The sequence below is a fragment of the Pseudoalteromonas sp. SG41-1 genome (genome assembly GCF_014164575.1).
Lineage (GTDB): Bacteria > Pseudomonadota > Gammaproteobacteria > Enterobacterales > Alteromonadaceae > Pseudoalteromonas > Pseudoalteromonas rhizosphaerae.
In genome coordinates, this window is sequence record NZ_JACJFL010000001.1 from 306,284 (window position 1) to 328,965 (window position 22,682).

General features: G+C 41.3%; 17 protein-coding genes. 9 read left to right on the forward strand and 8 right to left on the reverse strand.

Annotation, left to right across the window (positions count from 1 at the left end; translation table 11 throughout):
- Positions 1 to 2: 2 nt before the first annotated feature.
- The 3 genes from carB to dapB all read right to left on the reverse strand — a co-directional run bounded on the left by carB (position 3) and on the right by dapB (position 5,379).
- On the reverse strand, positions 3 to 3,221 hold the full coding sequence (gene carB, locus H5203_RS01325; RefSeq protein ID WP_182819239.1) for a carbamoyl-phosphate synthase large subunit: 3,219 nt from the start codon (positions 3,219 to 3,221) through the stop codon (positions 3 to 5).
- A 16-nt stretch (positions 3,222 to 3,237) separates the two neighbouring features.
- Positions 3,238 to 4,374, reverse strand: coding sequence for a glutamine-hydrolyzing carbamoyl-phosphate synthase small subunit (gene carA, locus H5203_RS01330; protein ID WP_145233083.1), 1,137 nt, complete (start codon positions 4,372 to 4,374; stop codon positions 3,238 to 3,240).
- 207 nt (positions 4,375 to 4,581) lie between these two features.
- Positions 4,582 to 5,379: a 4-hydroxy-tetrahydrodipicolinate reductase gene (gene dapB, locus H5203_RS01335; protein ID WP_145233082.1), complete on the reverse strand. Its 798-nt coding sequence runs from the start codon at positions 5,377 to 5,379 to the stop codon at positions 4,582 to 4,584.
- Between the two features lie 271 nt (positions 5,380 to 5,650).
- Between dapB and H5203_RS01340 the strand changes: the two genes are divergently transcribed.
- Positions 5,651 to 6,964, forward strand: a complete 1,314-nt coding sequence (locus H5203_RS01340) for a Na+/H+ antiporter NhaC family protein (RefSeq protein WP_145233394.1) — start codon at positions 5,651 to 5,653, stop codon at positions 6,962 to 6,964.
- Positions 6,965 to 7,039: 75 nt separating this feature from the next.
- Positions 7,040 to 7,822 carry a nucleoside-binding protein gene (locus H5203_RS01345; protein WP_182739770.1) on the forward strand — a complete coding sequence of 261 codons (783 nt, stop codon included), beginning with the start codon at positions 7,040 to 7,042 and terminating at the stop codon, positions 7,820 to 7,822.
- 85 nt (positions 7,823 to 7,907) lie between these two features.
- Here the strand turns inward: H5203_RS01345 and H5203_RS01350 are convergent, their stop codons facing one another.
- From H5203_RS01350 to pssA, 3 genes are all read right to left on the reverse strand, one after another.
- Positions 7,908 to 8,438, reverse strand: coding sequence for a GNAT family N-acetyltransferase (locus tag H5203_RS01350; RefSeq protein ID WP_182731288.1), 531 nt, complete (start codon positions 8,436 to 8,438; stop codon positions 7,908 to 7,910).
- Positions 8,439 to 8,891 carry a GNAT family N-acetyltransferase gene (locus tag H5203_RS01355; protein ID WP_182819240.1) on the reverse strand — a complete coding sequence of 151 codons (453 nt, stop codon included), beginning with the start codon at positions 8,889 to 8,891 and terminating at the stop codon, positions 8,439 to 8,441.
- Positions 8,892 to 9,038: 147 nt separating this feature from the next.
- Entirely contained in the window at positions 9,039 to 10,364 is a 1,326-nt protein-coding gene (pssA, locus tag H5203_RS01360; protein ID WP_149982341.1) for a CDP-diacylglycerol--serine O-phosphatidyltransferase, read from the reverse strand.
- Positions 10,365 to 10,652: 288 nt separating this feature from the next.
- On the opposite strand from pssA, the gene trxB reads away from it, so the two are divergent.
- The 5 genes from trxB (at position 10,653) to infA (ending at position 16,644) form a co-directional block, all read left to right on the forward strand.
- Positions 10,653 to 11,603 (forward strand): thioredoxin-disulfide reductase, encoded by a 951-nt coding sequence (trxB, locus tag H5203_RS01365; protein WP_182717361.1) that lies wholly within the window; start codon positions 10,653 to 10,655, stop codon positions 11,601 to 11,603.
- Positions 11,604 to 11,929: 326 nt separating this feature from the next.
- Positions 11,930 to 14,743, forward strand: a complete 2,814-nt coding sequence (locus H5203_RS01370) for a bifunctional aconitate hydratase 2/2-methylisocitrate dehydratase (protein ID WP_182717360.1) — start codon at positions 11,930 to 11,932, stop codon at positions 14,741 to 14,743.
- Positions 14,744 to 14,921: 178 nt separating this feature from the next.
- Positions 14,922 to 15,638, forward strand: a complete 717-nt coding sequence (gene aat / locus H5203_RS01375) for a leucyl/phenylalanyl-tRNA--protein transferase (RefSeq protein WP_145233076.1) — start codon at positions 14,922 to 14,924, stop codon at positions 15,636 to 15,638.
- Complete coding sequence (locus tag H5203_RS01380; protein ID WP_145233075.1) at positions 15,631 to 16,335, forward strand: arginyltransferase; 705 nt, start codon at positions 15,631 to 15,633, stop codon at positions 16,333 to 16,335. The genes aat and H5203_RS01380 overlap by 8 nt, the downstream gene beginning before the upstream one ends.
- Before the next feature lie 90 nt (positions 16,336 to 16,425).
- The gene (gene infA / locus H5203_RS01385; RefSeq protein ID WP_002962494.1) at positions 16,426 to 16,644 is read left to right on the forward strand and encodes a translation initiation factor IF-1; all 219 of its coding nucleotides are present in this window, start codon (positions 16,426 to 16,428) and stop codon (positions 16,642 to 16,644) included.
- A gap of 176 nt (positions 16,645 to 16,820) precedes the next feature.
- Here infA and clpA read toward each other — a convergent pair whose 3' ends face one another.
- The gene (gene clpA, locus H5203_RS01390; RefSeq protein WP_145233074.1) at positions 16,821 to 19,085 is read right to left on the reverse strand and encodes an ATP-dependent Clp protease ATP-binding subunit ClpA; all 2,265 of its coding nucleotides are present in this window, start codon (positions 19,083 to 19,085) and stop codon (positions 16,821 to 16,823) included.
- Positions 19,086 to 19,154: 69 nt separating this feature from the next.
- Complete coding sequence (gene clpS, locus H5203_RS01395) at positions 19,155 to 19,463, reverse strand: ATP-dependent Clp protease adapter ClpS (RefSeq protein WP_179959204.1); 309 nt, start codon at positions 19,461 to 19,463, stop codon at positions 19,155 to 19,157.
- A 209-nt stretch (positions 19,464 to 19,672) separates the two neighbouring features.
- Here clpS and cspD point away from each other — a divergent pair, with 209 nt between their 5' ends.
- Both cspD and H5203_RS01405 read left to right on the forward strand, forming a co-directional pair.
- On the forward strand, positions 19,673 to 19,888 hold the full coding sequence (cspD, locus tag H5203_RS01400; protein ID WP_054204685.1) for a cold shock domain-containing protein CspD: 216 nt from the start codon (positions 19,673 to 19,675) through the stop codon (positions 19,886 to 19,888).
- 465 nt (positions 19,889 to 20,353) lie between these two features.
- The gene (locus tag H5203_RS01405) at positions 20,354 to 22,576 is read left to right on the forward strand and encodes an NADP-dependent isocitrate dehydrogenase (protein ID WP_182819264.1); all 2,223 of its coding nucleotides are present in this window, start codon (positions 20,354 to 20,356) and stop codon (positions 22,574 to 22,576) included.
- Positions 22,577 to 22,682: the final 106 nt, after the last annotated feature.

Here is a 22,682-nt window from a genome sequence, read left to right on the forward strand (position 1 = left end):
CCTTAGTTCAATCGCAGGTGTAGTTCTTGAACTGACGTCACTTTGCTGCGGTCGTCTGCTTGGTTAGCAGTACAGTTAGCAAATGCCGCATTCAAGGTCGTTGTATAGTTAGTTTTGTGTTGCAATGCACCACGACGTAACACCTTCGAATCTTCGATCGCTTGGCGACCTTCGGTAGTATTAACGATATAGCTATACTCGCCATTTTTGATTCTATCAAGAATGTGCGGGCGACCTTCAAATACTTTGTTTACACGACGTACTGCAATACCAGCATCTTCAAGTGCAGCGGCTGTGCCACCTGTTGCATCTAGTTCAAAACCTAGGTCTGTCATGGTTTTAGCTAGTTCAACAATACGTGGCTTATCGCTATTACGCACAGATAGTAACGCGCGGCCACCGCGTGGTAAAGTGTTGCTTGCACCTAATTGTGCTTTTGCAAAGGCTTCGGCGAATGTATCACCGACACCCATTACTTCACCAGTAGAGCGCATTTCAGGGCCACGGATAGGATCCACACCTTGGAACTTAGCAAATGGCAATACCACTTCTTTTACGCTGTAGTAAGGTGGTATCACTTCTTTAGTAATGCCTTGGCTTGCTAAAGATTGACCCGCCATACAACGTGCCGCTACTTTTGCAAGTGCCACACCGGTCGCTTTTGATACGAACGGTACCGTACGCGCTGCACGTGGGTTTACTTCGATTAAGTACACTTTGCCATCTTTAACAGCAAACTGTGTATTCATCAAACCAACCACGCCAAGCTCCAGTGCCATGTCAGTTACTTGCTTGCGCATCACGTCTTGCACTTCTTGTGATAACGAATGTGCTGGTAATGAACAGGCTGAGTCACCTGAGTGAACACCCGCTTGTTCAATGTGTTCCATGATGCCGCCGATGATCACTTGCTCGCCGTCGCAAATTGCGTCAACATCAACTTCAATCGCGTTATCTAAGAAACGGTCAAGTAGTACTGGTGCTTCGTTTGATGCAGATACGGCTTCGGTCATGTAACGACGTAAGTCTTGCTCGTCATACACAATTTCCATTGCACGACCACCTAGTACATACGAAGGACGTACAACCAGTGGGAAACCAATTTCAGCTGATTTTAAAATCGCTTCTTCAGTTGAAGTAACAGTAGCATTTTCCGGCTGAAGCAGGTTTAAACGCTCAACAAGTTGTTGGAAACGCTCACGGTCTTCTGCACGGTCAATCGCATCTGGTGAAGTACCAATTACTGGCACGCCGTTAGCTTCAAGTTCACGGGCAAGTTTAAGTGGTGTTTGACCACCGTATTGCACGATTACACCAACAGGCTTTTCTACACGTACGATTTCAAGTACGTCTTCAAGGGTAATTGGTTCAAAGTATAAACGGTCTGACGTATCGTAGTCGGTAGAAACCGTTTCAGGGTTACAGTTAACCATGATAGTTTCGTAACCGTCTTCACGTAGTGCAAGGGCTGCGTGAACACAACAGTAATCAAATTCAATACCTTGACCGATACGGTTAGGACCGCCACCAATAACCATGATTTTATCACGTTCAGATGGGTTAGCTTCACACTCTTCATCGTACGTTGAATACATGTATGCAGTATCAGAGCTAAACTCTGCAGCGCACGTATCAACGCGCTTGTATACTGGCACGATGTTTAATAAATGACGCTTTTTACGAATTTCAGCTTCAGACACACCGGCAATTTCAGCGATACGAGGGTCAGCAAAACCTTTACGTTTTAACTTACGAAGGAAATCAGCGCTTAAGCCAGCCATGCCCACTTCGGCAATTTTAGCTTCGTCTTTTAAGATGTCTTCAATCTGTACTAAGTACCAACGGTCAACTTTCGTTAACTGAAACACTTCTTCAACACTCATGCCGTGACGCATTGCATCAGCAATGTACCAAATACGCTCAGCGCCTGGCTCACGTAATTCACGGATGATTTTTTCTTTCGCTTTCGGGTCGTCAAGTGCCACGATTGGGTTGAAACCCGTTGCGCCAACTTCCAGACCACGTAATGCTTTTTGTAACGACTCTTGTTGGTTACGACCAATCGCCATTACTTCGCCTACAGATTTCATTTGCGTGGTTAAACGGTCGTTTGCACCAGCAAATTTTTCAAAGTTAAAGCGAGGAATTTTTGTGACTACATAGTCGATTGATGGCTCGAACGACGCAGGTGTTTTACCACCGGTGATGTCATTTTGTAGCTCATCAAGTGTGTAGCCTACCGCTAGCTTAGCCGCGATTTTAGCAATCGGGAAACCGGTTGCTTTTGAAGCAAGTGCTGATGAACGTGATACACGTGGGTTCATCTCGATAATAACCATACGGCCGTCATCTGGATTAACACCAAACTGTACGTTTGAGCCACCTGTTTCAACACCAATTTCACGCAGTACTGCCATAGAGGCATTACGCATTAATTGGTATTCTTTGTCAGTTAATGTTTGCGCAGGAGCAACGGTGATTGAATCGCCAGTATGAACACCCATTGGGTCAAAGTTTTCAATTGCACAAACGATAATGCAGTTGTCGTTTTTGTCACGCACAACTTCCATTTCGTACTCTTTCCAACCGATCAATGATTCATCAATCAATAGCTCGCTGGTTGGAGAAAGGTCTAAACCGCGTTCACAAATTTCTTCAAACTCTTCTAAGTTATACGCCACACCGCCGCCGGTGCCGCCCATAGTGAAAGAAGGTCGAATAATACACGGTAAACCAATGCGTTTGATGATGTCTTTTGCTTCATCCATTGAATGGGCAATTTCAGCACGCGGGCATTCTAAACCGATATTTCTCATTGCGATATCGAAACGTTCGCGGTTTTCTGCTTTATCGATTGCATCAGCTGTTGCGCCAATTAGCTCAACACCATGCTTTGCCAATACACCGTGCTTGTCTAGTTCTAGCGCACAGTTCAATGCGGTTTGACCACCCATTGTAGGTAGTACTGCATCTGGCTTTTCTTTTTCAATGATTTTTTCTACCACTTCCCAATGAATTGGCTCGATGTAGGTCGCATCAGCCATATCAGGATCGGTCATAATTGTTGCAGGGTTTGAGTTAACTAAAATAACTCGATAGCCTTCTTCTCTAAGTGCTTTACACGCTTGAGCACCAGAGTAGTCAAATTCACAGGCTTGGCCGATTACAATCGGGCCTGCGCCTAGGATAAGAATGCTTTTTATGTCGGTACGTTTTGGCATTGTTACTCCGGTTTAATTAGTTGTTACGCGCTTGCATCAAATCGATGAAGTGGTCAAATAATGGGGCTGCATCGTGTGGACCTGGGCTTGCTTCAGGGTGACCTTGGAAGCTAAAAGCAGGTTTGTCGGTGCGGTGAATACCTTGCAACGTTCCGTCAAATAACGATTTATGCGTAGCACGAAGGTTATCTGGTAACGTTGTTTCATCGGCAGCAAAACCATGGTTTTGCGCAGTGATCATTACTACGTTACGGTCTAAATCTTTCACTGGGTGGTTACCACCGTGATGACCAAACTTCATTTTCACTGTTTTTGCACCCGAGGCAAGGGCTAACAATTGGTGACCTAAACAGATACCAAAAATAGGAATTTCAGTTTCTAAAAAGGCTTTAATTGCTTCAATGGCGTAAGTACACGGTTCAGGATCGCCCGGGCCATTCGATAAGAAGATACCATCTGGGTTAAGTGCTAACACGTCAGCTGCCGAGGTTTGTGCAGGTACAACGGTTAATTTACAACCACGGTCTACAAGCATACGTAGAATATTACGCTTCACACCGAAATCATAAGCAACAACGTGAAACTTTTCATCGGCTGCGTTTAGAGTTTTGAACCCTGCGCCTAATGTCCAGCTTGATTCACGCCACTCGAAATTTTCCTTGGTTGATACTACTTTCGCTAAATCCATACCTTTTAAGCCTGGGAAGGCTTGCGCAGCTGCGAGCGCTTGGTTTTCATCTAATTCGTCACCTGCAATAATACAACCGTTTTGAGCGCCTTTATCGCGCAAAATACGGGTAAGCTTACGGGTGTCGATGTCTGCAATACCTAAGATATTACGTTCTTTTAAGTAATCATCTAACGATTGCTCGTTACGGAAATTACTTGCTAGCAGTGGCAAATCACGGATCACTAGGCCTTTAGCCCAAATGTGACTCGCTTCTTCGTCTTCGCTGTTAGTACCCGTATTACCTATGTGTGGGTACGTCAAAGTTACGATTTGTTCCGCGTATGAAGGGTCAGTCAGAATTTCCTGATAACCAGTCATTGATGTATTGAATACTACTTCACCGACAGACATGCCGTCAGCGCCGATTGCAGTACCGCGAAACACTGTGCCGTCTTCTAGAACTAACAGAGCGGATTTAGTCAAGTTAACCTCCTAACAGTAAAAAACGGGAGTAAAGTCATTTGCTTTACTACCCGTTTATAGCGATTGGAAACACGCAATTATGAATTTTTGGCAAATTAGCGCTATTTTATAGTAATTTGCCTTTTAGGTCTAACCCTATTTCAATAATCAGTAAAAATAAGCCCTATAAGCCAAAAAAGCCACCAAACACCCAAAAAAGTAACTAAACTACTTCAAGTCGAGGACATCTTGCATGTCATAAAGTCCTGCAGGCTTATTTTTCAACCAGCCCGCAGCTCTTACTGCGCCTAATGCAAAGGTCATTCGAGAACTTGCTTTATGAGTTAATTCAAGCCTTTCGCCAGAAGTTGCGAAATATGCGGTATGTTCACCAACTATATCTCCGCCTCGGAGCACCGAATAACCAATTTCATTTTGCGATTTTTCTGTTTCTACTCGGCTGCGATCAAATACCGCAACCTCATCATGCACCCACCCTTTTGCATCGGCAATTGCCTCACCAATGGCAAGTGCAGTGCCTGATGGCGCATCTATTTTATGGCGATGATGCGCTTCAAAAATTTCGATATCTAAATCATCACCAAATTTAGTGGCGGCGGTTTGCACTAAATTCAACAGTAAATTTACGCCTACGCTGTAATTTCGCGCAAACACAATTGGAATCTGCTTGGCAGCCGTTTGTAACGCCAGCATATCGTCGTCATTTAAACCGGTGGTGCCAATCACCATCGGGATATTTTGTGCAACAGCTGTTTTTAAATGCTCACGCATACCCGCTGGGAGCGTAAAATCAATCAGTACGTCGGTATTGTCAACGTTGCGTTCATCACTAAAATTAATTGTCGCAGGTGCTGCGCTATTTAATTGATTAACGGCAATATTTAATAAGGGAGAACTGCTGCGTACATAGGCTGCACTAAGCTCGGTATGATTATTTTTGTGAGCGGCTTCAATTAATGCCAAGCCCATTCTTCCGTTTGCGCCAAATACGCCTATTCGATTCATATTAATAACCTATGCATTTTTTGAGTTGGCTAGATTTTATCTAAAACTCGTGTAATAGTCAGGTAACCCTTTTAAAAAATAATAATAACAGATACCCATAGACTTTAGCCATCTATACATTTAAACTTCTTTCTTTGCGCCGATTTGGTCTTTGGCTTGCGGGCGCTGTTGAGGTACTTATCATTGTGGTAGGTATGACAACTAAATTCAGCTAAAAGAGGGATGTTTTGGCTGTGTTAGTTGTGCAAGAAGTTATCTAACGAGGAATATGATGCAGCCATCATTTAATAAAACAACAGCAAAACTATCTTTGCTCCCCCTATTAACCTTTGTGGCCTTATTTTTAGGCGCGGGTTTATACCTGCAATCACAAGGGGTCGATTACGCTTTTTATCAGCTCCCTGCCCCTGTTGCTATTTTACCGGCGATTATGCTGGCGTTTATGTTAAATAAAAACACCATTAACCACAGTGTAGAAACCTTTATAAAAGGTGCCGGTCACAACAACATCATTACCATGTGCTTAATTTATTTACTTGCTGGGGCATTTTCTGCCGTCGCAGGTGCAACAGGCGGCGTGGATGCGGTTGTTAACGCCGGTTTATCACTTATTCCACCAGCATTACTTTTACCGGGCTTATTTTTAATTGCAGCGGTAGTATCTACGGCCATGGGTACTTCAATGGGCACTATCGGGGCGATTGGCCCGATTGCGTATGCGGTCTCTATTAAAACCGGTATTGATCCAGCATTAATGGCCGGTACGATTGTGTCAGGTGCGATGTTTGGCGATAACTTATCAATTATTTCTGATACCACCATTGCTGCAACGCGTACCCAAGGCTGTGAGATGAAAGATAAATTCCGTGAGAATTTAAAAATCGCATTACCAGCAGCTATCCTCACTATTGGTTTATTATTCTTTTTAACTCCTGCGGCTCAAGCAGTAGAAACTAAAGATTACGATATTCTATTAGTACTACCTTATGCATTTATTTTAGTACTAGCGGTGATGGGCTTTAATGTATTTGTGGTGCTGTTCAGCGGTATTATATTTGCGGCACTGATGGGCTTTACTGGCAGTTATGAAGGAGCCAGCTTTGTAAAAGACATTTATAAGGGCTTTACTGATATGCAAGAAATATTCTTGCTGTCGATGTTTATTGGTGGCTTATCTGAGTTTATTCGCATTAACGGTGGCCTTGATTATATCGCGCAAAAGATTCAAGCCATTACTAAAGTCATTGCAAAATGGCACCGAAAAGTGGCAGATCAACTAGGTATTGCCGCGCTAGTTATGACCAGCAACGTATGTATAGCGAATAATACCGTGTCGATTATTGTTGCCGGTCCTATCGCCAAAAAACTTGCCGATGATGGTGAGATCAGCGGTAAGCGTTCAGCAAGCTTACTGGATATTTTCGCCTGTGTTACGCAAGGATCTCTCCCTTATGGTGCACAAGCGTTACTACTTGGCGCAACATTTAAAATTAGCCCGTGGCAAGTATCAACCTCATCTTACTACTGCTTTATATTGGCATTTACTGCTATAGCTGTAATTTGTCTACGCCGAAATAAGGCATAAATACTTAAGCAGATGTGCTCACGTTTGGGCGTATCTGCTATACTTTGCACTTTACTCCCCATTAAACATATAGTTATGAATATAAAATCAACATTATCTTTATTCGCCCTTTGTGCAGTTAGTACATCTAGCTTTGCTGCAAATTGGAGCACAACGCAACTACATTTAAACTACGGCGATTTTAAAAACCCATTTACTGAACAAAAATCAGGTACATCAATCGCTTCACTGCAACACGCCTCTGGCTATGACTATGGTGATAACTTTTTCTTCATAGATTACATTAATGATAATGTTGATGATGGCTATCAAGACCGTGACTTTTATGGCGAATGGTATTCAACTTTTAGCCTTTCTAAAATAACCGGTAATGACTTTTCGTTTGGCGCTATTGCTGACGTTGGATTAACAGCGGGCTTTAACGCCGCAGGTGATGCTAAGGTATTGAAGTATTTACCCGGTGTTAAAGTAAATTGGCAAGCGCCAGGATTTAGTTTTTTATCAACCCTAGTTACGGCCTATATAGATGATAACGAGGGTGTTGCGCGTGGCGGCGCGCCTATTGAAACTAACAGCTGGATGCTAGATGTTGCATGGGGTTACCCGTTTTCGATTGGTTCACAAAAATTTAATGTAACTGGCCATGTTGAATATATTGCTGAGCGCGAAAATGAATTTGGTGAAGATGTTAAGGCGTGGATCTTAGCGCAGCCTATCATTACTTGGGACTTGGGTAATGCCATCAGCATGAAAGAAAACACCTTACTACTTGGCCTTGAGTGGCAATATTGGCACAACAAGCTAGGGACCGATACCACTGAGTCGGTACCGCAATTTCATGTTGAGTGGACGTTTTAGCGAGTTAGCGAGTTAGCGAGTTAGCGATAATAATAAAGCGCGATATCAATTGTATTGCGCTTTTTTTACTTACCATGAACACAGATCACGTTAGCTTTATTTCATAAACACCTAAACGCTGCTGTTGCTGATTAGCAAGGAAGATTGATGTCTCTTTTTGATAATATTTAAATTGTGCGCCTGCGCGTTGCACAACCTTTATACTCGCTAAGTTTTCCTCTAAACAACAAAACTCAATCACTTTTGCATGACTATTATTTTTTATATAAGGCACTATTTTAGTAAGCACTTGATTCATGGCTCTTTGCCCGCGTGCAAAATCAGCTAACCAATAACCGCATTCAGCACCCTTACTGTCAGGATCAATGTGTTTAATACCAAATACACCGCTTAAGCGATCCTCTATATATACCGCAAACCACTGAGAACCTGCTTTACCGCTGTGTAGTCGTTCATATATATAACGTTTAGTTGAATTAACATCTATTACGTCATCCACCCAAGGTAAAAATTGACTCAGATTTTCCCGACTATCGGCGATAACTTGGTAAAGTTCAACTGCGTGACTAATATCTAATGGCTTTAAAGTTATTGAATCTGAAATCACCAGTTCCATTTAGTCAGCCTCAACTACTTTTGCTAAACGCATATGTAGCAGCGGAAACGGCTTTCCTTGACCATCTAATTCAGAGCGCCCTATTTGCTCAAACCCTCTACTTAAATAAAAACCATGGGCTTTAGGGTTTTGCTCGTTAACATCAACATGAGTTGCCGCTAAATTATCAATCGCGTAATTAATTAAGAACGTGCCAACCCCCTTCGCAAAGAAAGTCGGCTCAACAAACAGCATTTCAATATTGCCGCCAGCAACGCCAATAAACCCAATTATTTTTCCACTGTTGTCTTTACAACAAAAAAGACTAACAGCATCAAAATAATGTGCCAAAATCAATGGTTTCAGTTCATCTATGTGTTGTTGGGTTAAAAAGTCATGGGTATGAGAAACGGAAGCTTCCCAGATCTCAATTAAAGAGGCGTAATCTTTTTGCTCGGCGGATTTAATAAGCATTGTTAGTTCCTTTGAATATTAAAATAACCATCATCAGTTTTGCAAAAATATTGTAGCGGAGTTGGGCAACAGCTCCGAGGCTAAATCAACAAAAAGCAGCGTAAACGCTGCTTTTATAGTACTTACATTTTAGTCTCTAACTTTGCGTTAAATAAAACGCTTAATAATAAAATCAACTTTGACACGCTTAGCTTGCCCCAGCAATTTTTTAACCGCTGGCGGGTAATCGTCCATGGTTTCTAAATCTTCGGCACCGTTTAAACGACGACAGTGTTGTAATATCTCGGCTCTTTCATTGTCGATTGCTGGCATGAGACTTTGCTCAGGATCTTCTAATAAAATGCCATTTTCGATATCTAATCCCCAGGCACGAGGATTTAAATTATGACCACTCAATAAATGATATTTACGATCAGCACAAATACCTTTCAAATGAAATGAGTTACTTTCATGCTGCCACAAATACACATTTAAATTACCGTTAATAATATGGCGCTTTTGCGATTTTAAAAATTTATGCAAAATCGTTTCATACAAGTATGGCAAAGCACCTATTTTACTAAATGGTTCACTTGGTGGCAGGTAAAAATCATTCGCCGTTTTATCGCCTACTACGATTGTTACTTGCTTGCCCTGTTTTAATAAGCGGCGCAAGGAACGCATTAACGGTGCAGGAAAATTAAAGTATGGGGTATACAGCACTAACTCTTGCTCGGTGGCATCAAATAAGGATTTGATCACACGATTAAGCTCGTTATTACGTCGTCCCAGTCCTAAAAATAGTCGCACGCCAAGTGCTTGCTCATTTTGCTCCACACTGTGAGCGTAGTTAGCTTGCTTTAATGAACGCATCAATTGTTTTTGTGCGATTTTAATATCATTAAACTTTGTTAAAGGCCGCACATCAATACGTGGAACGGCTTCAGAACTCAACAATTCATGTTCAATAAAGTCAATCACAGAATCACATAGTGAGGCCTGCTCGACTAAAAAATAGCGATCTAACCGGTAGCGCTCTTGATACTGCAAATACACATTATTTAAACTCGCACCGCTGTAAAGCAGCGTATCATCAATTACAAAACCTTTTAAATGCAGCACCCCAAAAAGTTCTTTTGCTTTTACTGGTACGCCAAAAATTTGTACATTTGATTGATATTTTTCTTGATATTCACAATATAAACTGGCGTTACCATCTGACTTTGCCGCACCAATTAAACCGCGTTGGGCACGATGAAAGTCAACCAACACTTTTACATCTAATGCGGGGTTTGCTAATGAAGCCTGATGTAACGCTGCTAACACTTCACGCCCTGCTTCATCATCTTGCAGATAAAGTGTCGTAATATAAATACGTGTTTTTGCCTGCGCAATCAGTGCTAGTAAATGCGTGCGATATTCTTGTGCATTGGTTAAGACGTTAACGTCTTTTGAAGTCAACCCGTACGCGGGTTTTTCCTGCCAAAATAACATAATTGCCTATTCACTTAGGTCACCCTTAATCAGGGTCACAAATCAAAATTAGTTAAAACATATCAAAAAAACACAGCTTGGTCATGAATTAACGTCGCATGCTGAGTTAATACTGAATTAATAGCTCAGATATCATACAAATCGTACACTTATCATGATTCTAGTACACAATATTTGACAGCTTTGTGATTTAGAAAAAAAAATAATCGCCGCTTTTATTTACTTCCCTCTTGTTTCTCTTAAAATCGAGCGCATTAATACGCTATTAAACGTTTAGGATATAAAAACATGAGTGAAGTAAAACATTGTAAGTTGCTAATTTTAGGATCTGGACCTGCAGGTTACACTGCAGCAGTTTACGCAGCACGCGCAAATTTAAACCCGGTATTGATCACCGGTATGCAACAAGGCGGTCAACTTACAACAACGACTGAAGTTGAAAACTGGCCGGGCGATGCTCACGGTTTAACAGGTCCAGCATTAATGGATCGTATGAAAGAGCATGCCGAGCGTTTTGAAACTGAAATTGTCTTTGATCACATACACACTGTTGATGTAACTAAGCGCCCTTTCACGCTAACTGGCGACCAAGGTACTTACACGTGTGATGCGCTGATCATTGCAACGGGTGCATCTGCTAAGTACTTGGGCCTAGAGTCTGAAACTAACTTCCAAGGCCGTGGTGTGTCTGCCTGTGCAACCTGTGATGGTTTTTTCTATAAAGGTCAAAAAGTTGCGGTTGTTGGTGGTGGTAATACTGCGGTTGAAGAAGCGCTTTATTTATCGAACATTGCTGATGAAGTACATGTAATTCACCGTCGTGATAGCTTCCGCAGTGAAAAAATCTTAGCCGATCGCCTCGCTGAAAAAGCAGCAAACGGTAACGTAGTCATGCATTATAACCGTACGCTTGATGAAGTACTGGGCGACCAAATGGGTGTTACCGGTGTTCGTATCAAGGATGCAAACTCAGAAGCCACTGAAGAAATTGATTTAGCGGGCGTATTTATTGCAATTGGTCATAAACCAAATACTGATATGTTTGTTGGCCAACTTGAAATGAAAGACGGCTACTTAGTGGTTGAGTCAGGCCTAAACGGCAATGCAACACAAACAAGTGTACCAGGTGTTTTTGCTGCCGGTGATGTGTCTGATCATATCTACCGTCAAGCAATCACTTCTGCTGGTACTGGCTGTATGGCAGCACTTGATGCTGAGCGTTTCTTAGATAACCTATAAGTTTACACAACATATAGTAAGGGCTGAATTTTCAGCCCTTTTTTTTGGCCAAAAATTATAAAGGCTCATCCAACACCGAAAAGTACTCATTGCAGTCGCATCAACATTCACCACACTTATACTCGGAATCAATCATATTTATACAATTAATGGCTTAGGTGCGATAGGATCTAAGTCCGAGCAATGAATATCGTCAAAGTATAGTAAGTAAAACTAGCTATAATTATAGTTAGGCAGAAAAGCTTTATTCATTTAGGCATTACTAGAGACTGTAAAATCAGTTAAAATGCTTAACTTCATATCAAGTAAAATACCGAGAGTTTTCTATGAGTTTGTATACAAAATATATGGAAGAAATCCAAACCCGTAAAACGGAGCTTGGATTAAACCCACAACCAATCGATAGCGCTGAACTAGTATCAGAAATCATTAATCAAATTAAAGATACTAATAACGAGCACCGTAAAGATTCACTGCATTTCTTTATCTTTAATACATTACCAGGAACAACCAGTGCTGCGGGCGTTAAAGCACAGTTTCTAAAAGAAATTATTTTGGGTGAAGAGCAAGTTGCAGAGATCACTCCAGAATTCGCATTTGAACTGCTTTCACACATGAAAGGCGGCCCGTCAATTGAAATGCTAATTGATTTAGTATTTGCTGATGACGCAACAATCGCAGCACAAGCGGCTGAAGTACTTAAGACTCAAGTATTCTTATACGATGCAGATATGGCGCGCATAAAAGCGGCATACGAAGCAGGCAATGCTATTGCTAAAGAGTTACTAGAGAGCTTCGCACAAGCTGAATTCTTCACAAAATTACCTGACATCGAAGAAAAAATCGATGTAGTAACCTATATTGCCGGTGAAGGCGACATCTCAACTGATTTACTATCTCCAGGTAACCAAGCACATTCACGTGCTGACCGTGAATTACACGGTAAATGCATGATCACTGAAGAAGCACAACAAGAAATTGTTGCACTTCAAAAGAAACACCCTAACGCTAAAGTAATGCTTATTGCTGAAAAAGGCACGATGGGCGTTGGTTCATCTCGTATGTCTGGTGTGAATAACGTAGCACTTTGGGCGGGTAAACAAGCAAGCCCATACGTTCCTTTCATCAACATTGCCCCTGTTGTTGCAGGTACTAATGGTATTGCGCCAATCTTCTTAACAACCGTTGATGTAACTGGCGGTATTGGTCTTGACCTTAAAAACTGGGTTAAAAAAGTAGACGCAAACGGCAATACAGTGACTGATGACAATGGCGACGCAGTGCTTGAAGAAGCGTACTCTGTTGCTACCGGTACTGTGTTAACAATCAATACTAAAGAGAAAAAGCTTTATAACGGTGATAAAGAACTTGTTGATATTTCGTCAGCATTCACACCGCAAAAAGTTGAATTCATGAGAGCCGGTGGTTCTTACGCTGTTGTATTCGGTAAAAAACTACAAACGTTTGCTGCTGAAACACTCGGCATTGAAACTCCACTTGTGTATGCACCTTCAAAAGAAATTTCACATGAAGGCCAAGGCTTAACAGCGGTTGAAAAAATCTTTAACCGTAATGCAGTAGGTGTACTATCTGATACACCACTTCATGCAGGCTCAAATGTTCGCGTTAAAGTGAACATCGTTGGTTCGCAAGATACAACCGGCCCAATGACAGCACAAGAATTAGAAGCCATGGCTGCTTCTACGATTTCACCTCTTGTTGATGGTGCATATCAGTCTGGTTGTCACACTGCATCTGTATGGGATAGCAAAGCGCAAGCAAACATTCCTAAACTAATGGCGTTCATGAATAAGTTTGGTTTGATCACTGCACGTGACCCGAAAGGCGTTTATCATGCAATGACTGACGTTATTCACAAAGTATTGAACGACATTACTATTGATGACCGCGCAATCATCATCGGTGGTGACTCGCATACACGTATGTCTAAAGGTGTTGCCTTTGGTGCCGACTCGGGTACGGTTGCTGTTGCACTTGCAACGGGTGAATCAGCGATGCCAATTCCTGATTCAGTTAAAGTTACGTTTAAAGGCAAAATGGCTAAGCACATGGATTTCCGCGACGTTGTACATGCAACGCAAGCGCAAATGCTTAAGCAATTTGGTGGCGAAAACGTGTTCCAAGGTCGCATCATTGAAGTGCATATTGGTACTCTTATGGCTGACCAAGCGTTTACCTTCACTGACTGGACTGCAGAGATGAAAGCGAAAGCATCAATCTGTATTTCAAATGATGAAACGTTAATTAAGTCAATTGAACTTGCTAAGTCACGTATCCAAATCATGATCAACAAAGGGATGGATAACGAGGCGCAAACGCTACAAGGTCTAATCGACTTAGCCGACAAGCGTATTGCAGGTATTCAATCTGGTGAAGAGCCAGCACTTTCTCCAGACGATAATGCTAAATACCACGCAGAAGTTGTGGTTGATTTAGACCAAATCGTTGAGCCAATGATTGCCGATCCAGATGTAAATAACGATGATGTTTCTAAGCGTTATACTCACGATGTGATCCGCCCTGTTTCTTTTTACAACGACAAGCCTGTTGATTTAGCTTTTGTTGGTTCGTGTATGGTTCATAAAGGCGATATGAAAATTATTGCTCACATGCTACGTAACCTTGAGAAGAAAAACGGTTCTATCTCATTCAAAGCGCCATTGGTCGTTGCGCCACCAACATATAACATTGTTGATGAGCTTAAAGCGGAAGGCGATTGGGATATCCTTGCTAAATACGCAGGGTTTGAATTTGACGATGCAAAACCAAAAACGGCTGCACGTACTAAGTATGAAAATATCTTATACCTAGAACGCCCTGGTTGTAACCTATGTATGGGTAACCAAGAAAAAGCTGAACCTGGTGACACTGTTATCGCAACGTCAACACGTCTGTTCCAAGGCCGTGTAGTAGCTGATACATCTGAGAAAAAAGGTGAGTCACTACTGGGTTCAACGCCAGTTGTAGTACTTTCTTCTGTTCTTGGTCGTTTCCCGACTATCGAAGAGTATAAGTCTGCAGTTGAAGGTATTGACCTTACATCGTTTGTACCTGTTGAAGAAGCGATGACAACTAAGTTCAACGCAGGTCAAGCAGTACCCGTAAAAGTGGTTAGCTAATTCGATTAGTTAATGGTTCAATTAAGCGCGTTTTTTAACGCGCTTTTTTTATGCCTACAATTTGCCTATCATAAGTAAGCGCTGTACGAGGGGATGGATAACACAATAATTTGTGGTTTGTGAATTTAAAGCAACAGGTTACACTTTATCTTGACCATTCAGTTATTCAATCGGTGTTATGACTAAACAACTTTATCAACTCGCTAAAAGCCACTTTGCTTTTCCTGATCCCACCCATGCATTAGATGATCCAGATGGTTTACTTGCCATTGGTGGATGCTTATCTGTAACGCGATTAAAAAATGCCTATCGCTACGGTATTTTTCCATGGTTTAGTGAATACGAGCCAATTATGTGGTGGTCGCCAAGTATGCGCGGCATCATTGAACTCGATGAATTTCATATTAGCCGAAGCTTACGCAAGCATCTGAAAAAAAATCCGGTTAAAGTGACTATTAATACCGAATTTACTCAGGTGATTGAAGCCTGTCGCCAACAACGCTTAGAAACCGATGGCACCTGGATCACAAAAAAAATGCTCAACGCTTATAAAGATGCACATAAAGCAGGCTTAGCGCATAGTTTAGAAATCTGGTCAGACGACAAACTTGTTGGAGGCTTGTACGGTATTATGCAGCATGGCGTATTTTGCGGCGAATCAATGTTCCATCATCAAGCTAATTGTTCAAAATTAGCCATGTGGGCATTGGTCAATTGGTTGAAACGTCACCATGCGCATTTTATTGACTGTCAGCTTGAGAATCCTTATTTAGTCACTTTAGGTGAAAAAGTGCTACCGCGCTCAGAATTTTTAACTAAACTAAAACAAGCAGAAGAGTTTATTATTCCAACAACAATGTGGCAACCTCAGGAGCTTATCGCTATTTATGACTGAACACTTACCTGCTCGTTTAGGTTTAAGCCAACAATTTGATTGTAGCTACCTAGCCGATCGCCAAGAGCAATTATTAGTCATTTTGGATCCAAGTTGTTATACCCCGGGCAAATTTGAGCAATTACTGGCCCTCGGTTTTCGCCGTAGTGGTGACCAAATTTACCGACCACACTGCCCTGTTTGCAGCGCATGTAAGTCTGTGCGTGTATTAGCTAAGGCATTTTTACCGACAAAATCACAAAAACGTAAACTTAATAAAGCAAAAAATGCCTTTAGTGTGAAATATTCAGACCAACAACGCCCTGAATACTTTCCGTTATACAGTAAATACATTACCGAGCGTCACCAAGACGGTTCTATGTACCCACCAGAACAAAGTCAGTTCAACAGCTTTATATTTTGTCACTGGTTACCAATTACTTTTATTGAATTATGGGACCAAGAGAAACTGGTTGCAGTGGCGGTAACTGATTGTATGCACAACGCTGTTTCTGCTATTTACACTTTTTTTGATCCTGATTATGAGCACTTCAGTGTGGGCACAATTATGATTTTAGAGCAGCTCAAATTCGCCAAACAATACGATAAAGAATTTGTCTATTTAGGTTATCAAATTGATGAATGTGCAAAAATGCGTTACAAAACCCAATTTTTACCTGCCCAAAATAGGGTTGCAGACCAGTGGCTGGCTATTTAATTTACAAAAATGCCTACTGCGGCTTTACTTATTGGTGTATTTTCGGCAGAATCTGCATCGTTTAACTATTAAAGAGGTGTTACGCTAAACATGGCGAAAGAAGACGTAATCGAAATGCAAGGGACGGTCCTTGATACTTTACCAAATACAATGTTCCGAGTTGAGCTTGAAAATGGTCACGTAGTTGTGGCTCACATTTCAGGTAAAATGCGTAAAAACTATATCCGCATTTTAACCGGCGATAAAGTTACCGTAGAAATGACCCCATACGATTTATCAAAAGGTCGCATCGTATTCCGTGCTCGCTAAGTTAGTGCGTTAACGAAATATCAAGTTTTTAGCTAAGTTGTCTGAGTAACTTAGTTACTTTCTACATTAGCTTGAAGCGTTTATTAAATGTAATTGATAGCTAAACTAACAATTACATTTAATAAACAAAAAGCCCAGCAATTGCTGGGCTTTTTGTTTTCTATTTAACGCTGCAATTATGCAGGCGTTAAATTCGTTTCATAATCAAAACGTAATTTTTTATCTTTGATAGACACTTTCACTGTGCCACCGTCGATAAGTTGCCCAAATAAGATCTCGTTTGCCAGCGGCTTTTTCAATTGCTCTTGGATCACGCGGCCCATTGGACGTGCGCCCATAGCTTTATCGTAGCCTTTATCTGCCAACCATTCCCGCGCTTTATTAGTAAGCTCAAGATTAACTGACTTTTTATCCAGCTGCGCTTGTAACTCAACAATAAATTTATCAACAACCAGTAAAGTTACATCACGATCAAGGTGGTTAAACCAAATGATGTTATCTAGGCGGTTTCTAAATTCTGGCGAAAATACTTTATTGATTTCGCTCATCGCATCATGAGAATGATCTTGATCAGTAAAGCCTATTGATTTACGTACTGTTTCTTGTACGCCCGCATTAGTAGTCATCACCACCACAACGTTTCTAAAGTCAGCTTTACGGCCGTTATTATCGGTCAGCGTGCCATGATCCATCACTTGCAGTAAGATATTGTAAATATCTGAGTGAGCTTTCTCAATCTCATCCAGTAATACAACCGAATGTGGATTTTTAATCACAGCCTCAGTTAACAAACCACCTTGTTCAAAACCAACGTAGCCTGGAGGCGCACCAATTAAACGGCTTACCGCGTGGCGCTCAACATACTCAGACATATCAAAACGGATAAACTCAACACCCATACATTTTGCAAGCTGTTTAGTTACCTCCGTTTTACCTACACCCGTTGGTCCTGCAAACAAGAACGAACCGACTGGTTTATCTTCATTTGATAAGCCTGAACGTGATAAGCGAATGGCCGAGGTTAGTGCATCGATTGATTGATCTTGGCCAAATACCAACATCTTCAAGTTACGATCAAGATTTTTAAGAGTCTCTTTATCGCTTGATGACACACTTTGCTGCGGAATACGCGCCATTTTTGCCACGATCAATTCGATATCTGCCACACCAATGGTTTTTTTGCGTTTAGAGATCGGTTGTAATCGTTGGCTAGCACCCGCTTCATCAATAACATCAATGGCTTTATCAGGTAAGTGACGCTCATTAATGTACTTAGCACTGAGCTCTGCCGCCGCTTTTAACGCTTTTTGCGTATAGCGAATGCCATGATGCTCTTCGTAACGTTCTTTTAAACCATTAAGTATCTTAGTGGTATCAGCGACACTTGGTTCAAGTACATCAATTTTCTGAAAACGGCGCACTAACGCACGGTCTTTTTCAAAGATATTTTTATACTCGTTATAGGTAGTTGAGCCCATACAACGTAACTTACCGCTCGAAAGCAGTGGTTTAAGCAGGTTAGATGCGTCCATAACGCCACCAGAGGCTGCGCCGGCACCAATTATGGTATGGATCTCATCAATAAACAAAATAGCGCCAGGTTTCGCCTGAAGCTCTTTTAGTAATGCTTTAAAGCGCTTTTCAAAATCACCGCGGTATTTAGTACCTGCAAGTAATGCCCCCATATCTAACGAGTACACCACAGCATCCGCAATCACTTCGGGTACTTGTTCATGCACTATGCGATACGCTAGACCTTCAGCAATAGCAGTTTTACCTACCCCAGCTTCGCCAACTAATAACGGATTATTCTTTTTACGACGACACAGTACTTGTACCGTGCGCTCTACTTCACTATCACGGCCCACCAATGGGTCGATATTCCCTTCACGGGCGAGTACATTCAAATTAGACGTGAAGTTTTCTAATTTACTTGGCTCTTCGCCTTGAACGGCTTGTACTTCTTCATGGATGTCATCAGCATCTTCACCGCCCATGTCATCGTCTGCTTTAGAGATACCATGAGATATAAAGTTCACAATATCTAGTCGCGAGATATCAGCTTTTTTCAGCAAGTAAACCGCTTGGCTTTCTTGTTCTGAAAAAATGGCAACCAGCACATTGACGCCTGTTACTTCGTTTTTACCCGATGATTGCACATGAAATACTGCGCGTTGCAATACCCGCTGAAAACCAAGTGTTGGTTGAGTTTCACGTTCTTCTTCTAAATCAGGAATGACTGGAGTGGTCTCATTAATAAACTCTGATAGCTCAGCTTTTAATGCTGCCATATCAATCCCGCAGGCGTGTAGCGCTTCTCCAGCCGATGGATTATCAAGTAGGGCAAGTAATAGGTGCTCTACAGTCATAAATTCATGGCGACGTGTACGCGCTTCGCGAAACGCCGCGTTTAAAGTTAGTTCTAAATCTTTGTTTAGCATTAGCAACCCCTTACTGAGATAATATTTTTATACCGTTGTGATGGGTATTTTGATCACCCTACCTTGGTATTATTCCTGCTCACAACTACATAGCAGTGGATGCTCGTTATCTCGTGCATAACGGTTAACTTGTTCAACTTTGGTATACGCTACATCTGCGGTATAAACACCGCAAATTGCGCGACCATTTTGATGAACTTGCAGCATCACATCTGTTGCTCTATCGCTATCCATATTAAAAAACGTCGTTAGTACTTCTATCACAAAGTCCATTGGCGTGTAATCATCATTATTTAAAATGACTTTGTATTTTCGCGGTGGTTGCAGTTTTTGCTTCTCACTATCGCGAACCGTATCTAAAACACCTGAATCTTTCATGCCACTCATAATTAAATATAGTCTTGTCTTTGGAACTCAAGCAAACTTGAATAAAAAATAAATTAAATGTTAAAAAAATAGTTTAAAACACTTGACTGATCGGCGAAATAAACTACAGTCAGTTGTAGATTGATTAAACCTTAGTCAGTCTATCAAACTATACGGTTTAGAATAACTAAATTAGTCAACTTATAGAAGGATGTAGAAGTATGGCTTGTGGTAAAGTCAAATGGTTCAATAATGCCAAAGGTTTTGGTTTCATCGTAGAAGACGGCTGCGAGAATGATATATTCGCCCATTACTCAACGATTGTAATGGACGGTTATAAAACACTTAAAGCTGGTCAAGATGTAACATTCGAATTGCAGCAAGGCCCTAAAGGCATGCATGCGACTAATATAGCGCCTAACGAAGAGTTAGTGTAGTTGTTTAGACGTTCGACTAAAGCGAGCGACCTGTAAAGATCCTCGCTTAATTCCTCTAAACTATTTAATCTCAATTAAATTTTACATTCAGATTCAAAGCTGGCATTTCTAATCTATTAGAAATTAAACGTACAGAATGAACAAAAACTGTCCTTCCTCTTGAAATTCTTTTTTAATACCCCCATGTTATATTTGTTATTAGCCCTTTGTTGCCAAGCTTGTTACACTCTTAGGTGCTTAAAAGCAGCCTCAAAAGGCCCTTTAAACACTAATAATTAGGCTAATGGCTAATTTACTTAGTTTATAAATAACATAAAATTAAATACAGTTCGTCAGGTGTGATTATTTAATCAACAGTATTAACACCTAACTGACTGATCATTGTCACGTCGTGCACGCATGATGGCGATGATATTTCTTTGCATTGTTGAATATGGCTCTTACGCCTACTATCTAGGAATGATGATGACATCAAAAATTATCTACACTAAAACAGACGAAGCTCCGGCACTAGCAACATACTCTTTGCTGCCGATCATCCAAGCATACACTAATGCCGCAGGCGTTGAAGTTGAAACACGTGACATCTCTTTAGCGGGTCGTGTTATTGCTAACTTCTCTGAGTATTTAACTGAAGAACAACGTATTGGTGATGCGCTTGCTGAATTAGGCGAGCTGGCTAAAAAACCTGAAGCAAACATCATTAAATTACCAAATATCAGTGCATCAGTTCCACAATTACGTGCTGTTATCAAAGAATTACAAGTAAAAGGTTACGCACTGCCAGACTACCCTGCTGAACCTAAAACAGATGAAGAAAAAGCAATTCAAGCAACTTACGACAAAATCAAAGGTAGTGCTGTAAACCCAGTATTACGTGAAGGTAACTCTGATCGTCGTGCTCCTGGCTCTGTAAAAGAATATGCACGTAACAACCCACATTCAATGGGTGCATGGAGCAAAGATTCTGCTTCAAATGTTGCGAGCATGAGCGAAGGCGATTTCTTTGGCTCTGAGCAATCAGTAACGCTTGATACTGCTACTGATGTACGTATTGAGCACGTTGCTGAAAATGGCGACGTATCTGTTCTTAAAGCAAGCACGCCATTACTTGCTGGTGAAGTGATTGACGCATCTTCAATCAGTATTACGAAACTACAAGCTTTCTTAGCGGCTGAAATCGATGCTGCAAAAGAAAAAGGCATTCTGTTTTCATTACATATGAAAGCAACCATGATGAAAGTATCTGATCCAATCATCTTTGGTCATGCGGTAAAAGTATTCTATAAAGACGTTTTTGCTAAGCACGGCGCTTTATTTGCTGAGCTAGGTGTTGATGTTAATAATGGTCTTGGTGATGTTTACGCTAAAATCCAAACATTAGACGATGCTAAACGCGCTGAAATCGAAGCTGATATTGACGCTGTATACGCTACACGCCCTGCAATTGCGATGGTTGATTCTGATCGTGGTATCACTAACTTACACGTACCAAGTGATGTGATCATCGATGCGTCTATGCCTGCTGCAATTCGTTCAAGCGGTCAAATGTGGAACAGTGAAGGTAAATTACAAGATACTAGCTTTGTCATTCCTGATCGTTGTTACTCTGGTGTTTATCAAGCAACAATTGATTTCTGTAAAGAACACGGTGCATTTGATCCAACCACTATGGGTAGCGTTCCTAACGTTGGCCTAATGGCACAAAAAGCTGAAGAATATGGTTCACACGACAAAACATTTGAAGCACCAGCAAATGGTGTGATCCGTGTTGTTGATAGTGCTGACAACGTATTGCTACAACACACTGTTGAGCAAGGCGATGTATGGCGCATGTGCCAAGTTAAAGATGCACCAATTCAAGATTGGGTAAAATTAGCTGTAAACCGTGCACGCGCTACCGGTAACCCTGCTATTTTCTGGCTTGACGAAAACCGTGCACACGATGCACAGTTAATCAAAAAAGTTAACGCATACTTGCCAGACCACGATACATCGGGCCTTGATATTCAAATACTTGCACCACTTGAAGCAACCTTATTCTCTCTTGCACGCATTAAAGATGGCCTAGATACTATTTCAGTAACAGGTAACGTATTACGTGATTACCTAACTGATTTATTCCCAATTCTTGAGCTTGGTACGAGTGCAAAAATGCTTTCAATCGTACCACTTATGAATGGCGGCGGTTTATTTGAAACTGGCGCGGGTGGTTCAGCACCGAAGCACGTTCAACAATTCGAAAAAGAAAACCACTTACGTTGGGATTCTTTAGGTGAGTTTTTAGCACTTGCGGCATCACTTGAGCACCTAGCTGTCAATACTGGTAACAACAAAGCACAAGTGCTAGCTGATACCCTTGATAAAGCAACAGGTACTTTCCTTGCTGAAAACAAATCACCGTCTCGTAAAGTGAAAGAAATTGATAACCGTGGTTCTCACTTCTTCTTATCTTTATTCTGGGCGCAAGAGCTTGCCAAGCAAAACGATGACAGTGAACTTAAAGCACAGTTCACACAAATCGCCAGTGATTTAGAAACCAACAAAGAACAAATCGTTAACGAACTTAACGATGCACAAGGCCCAGCTGTAAACATCGGTGGTTATTTCCAACCAAATGATGATGCTGCATTTAAAGCAATGCGCCCTAGCACAACATTTAACGATATCTTAGCTAAACTAGTATAAGTATCGATTTAAATTTAAAAGGCGCTCACTGTTAAAGTGAGCGCCTTTTTTGTGGTTTTTAAATAATGTTTTATTTTTCACTGATACAAAAAGCAAAAAGGCCGCA

Excerpts from the sequence above, each read along its gene's own strand:
- carB (WP_182819239.1), bottom strand. The coding sequence starts at position 3,221 with ATGCCAAAACGTACCGACATAAAAAGCATTCTTATCCTAGGCGCAGGC.
- dapB (WP_145233082.1), bottom strand. The coding sequence starts at position 5,379 with ATGAATCGAATAGGCGTATTTGGCGCAAACGGAAGAATGGGCTTGGCA.
- H5203_RS01340 (WP_145233394.1), top strand. The coding sequence starts at position 5,651 with ATGCAGCCATCATTTAATAAAACAACAGCAAAACTATCTTTGCTCCCC.
- H5203_RS01345 (WP_182739770.1), top strand. The coding sequence starts at position 7,040 with ATGAATATAAAATCAACATTATCTTTATTCGCCCTTTGTGCAGTTAGT.
- H5203_RS01350 (WP_182731288.1), bottom strand. The coding sequence starts at position 8,438 with ATGGAACTGGTGATTTCAGATTCAATAACTTTAAAGCCATTAGATATT.
- H5203_RS01355 (WP_182819240.1), bottom strand. The coding sequence starts at position 8,891 with ATGCTTATTAAATCCGCCGAGCAAAAAGATTACGCCTCTTTAATTGAG.
- pssA (WP_149982341.1), bottom strand. The coding sequence starts at position 10,364 with ATGTTATTTTGGCAGGAAAAACCCGCGTACGGGTTGACTTCAAAAGAC.
- trxB (WP_182717361.1), top strand. The coding sequence starts at position 10,653 with ATGAGTGAAGTAAAACATTGTAAGTTGCTAATTTTAGGATCTGGACCT.
- H5203_RS01370 (WP_182717360.1), top strand. The coding sequence starts at position 11,930 with ATGAGTTTGTATACAAAATATATGGAAGAAATCCAAACCCGTAAAACG.
- aat (WP_145233076.1), top strand. The coding sequence starts at position 14,922 with ATGACTAAACAACTTTATCAACTCGCTAAAAGCCACTTTGCTTTTCCT.
- H5203_RS01380 (WP_145233075.1), top strand. The coding sequence starts at position 15,631 with ATGACTGAACACTTACCTGCTCGTTTAGGTTTAAGCCAACAATTTGAT.
- infA (WP_002962494.1), top strand. The coding sequence starts at position 16,426 with ATGGCGAAAGAAGACGTAATCGAAATGCAAGGGACGGTCCTTGATACT.
- clpA (WP_145233074.1), bottom strand. The coding sequence starts at position 19,085 with ATGCTAAACAAAGATTTAGAACTAACTTTAAACGCGGCGTTTCGCGAA.
- clpS (WP_179959204.1), bottom strand. The coding sequence starts at position 19,463 with ATGAAAGATTCAGGTGTTTTAGATACGGTTCGCGATAGTGAGAAGCAA.
- cspD (WP_054204685.1), top strand. The coding sequence starts at position 19,673 with ATGGCTTGTGGTAAAGTCAAATGGTTCAATAATGCCAAAGGTTTTGGT.
- H5203_RS01405 (WP_182819264.1), top strand. The coding sequence starts at position 20,354 with ATGACATCAAAAATTATCTACACTAAAACAGACGAAGCTCCGGCACTA.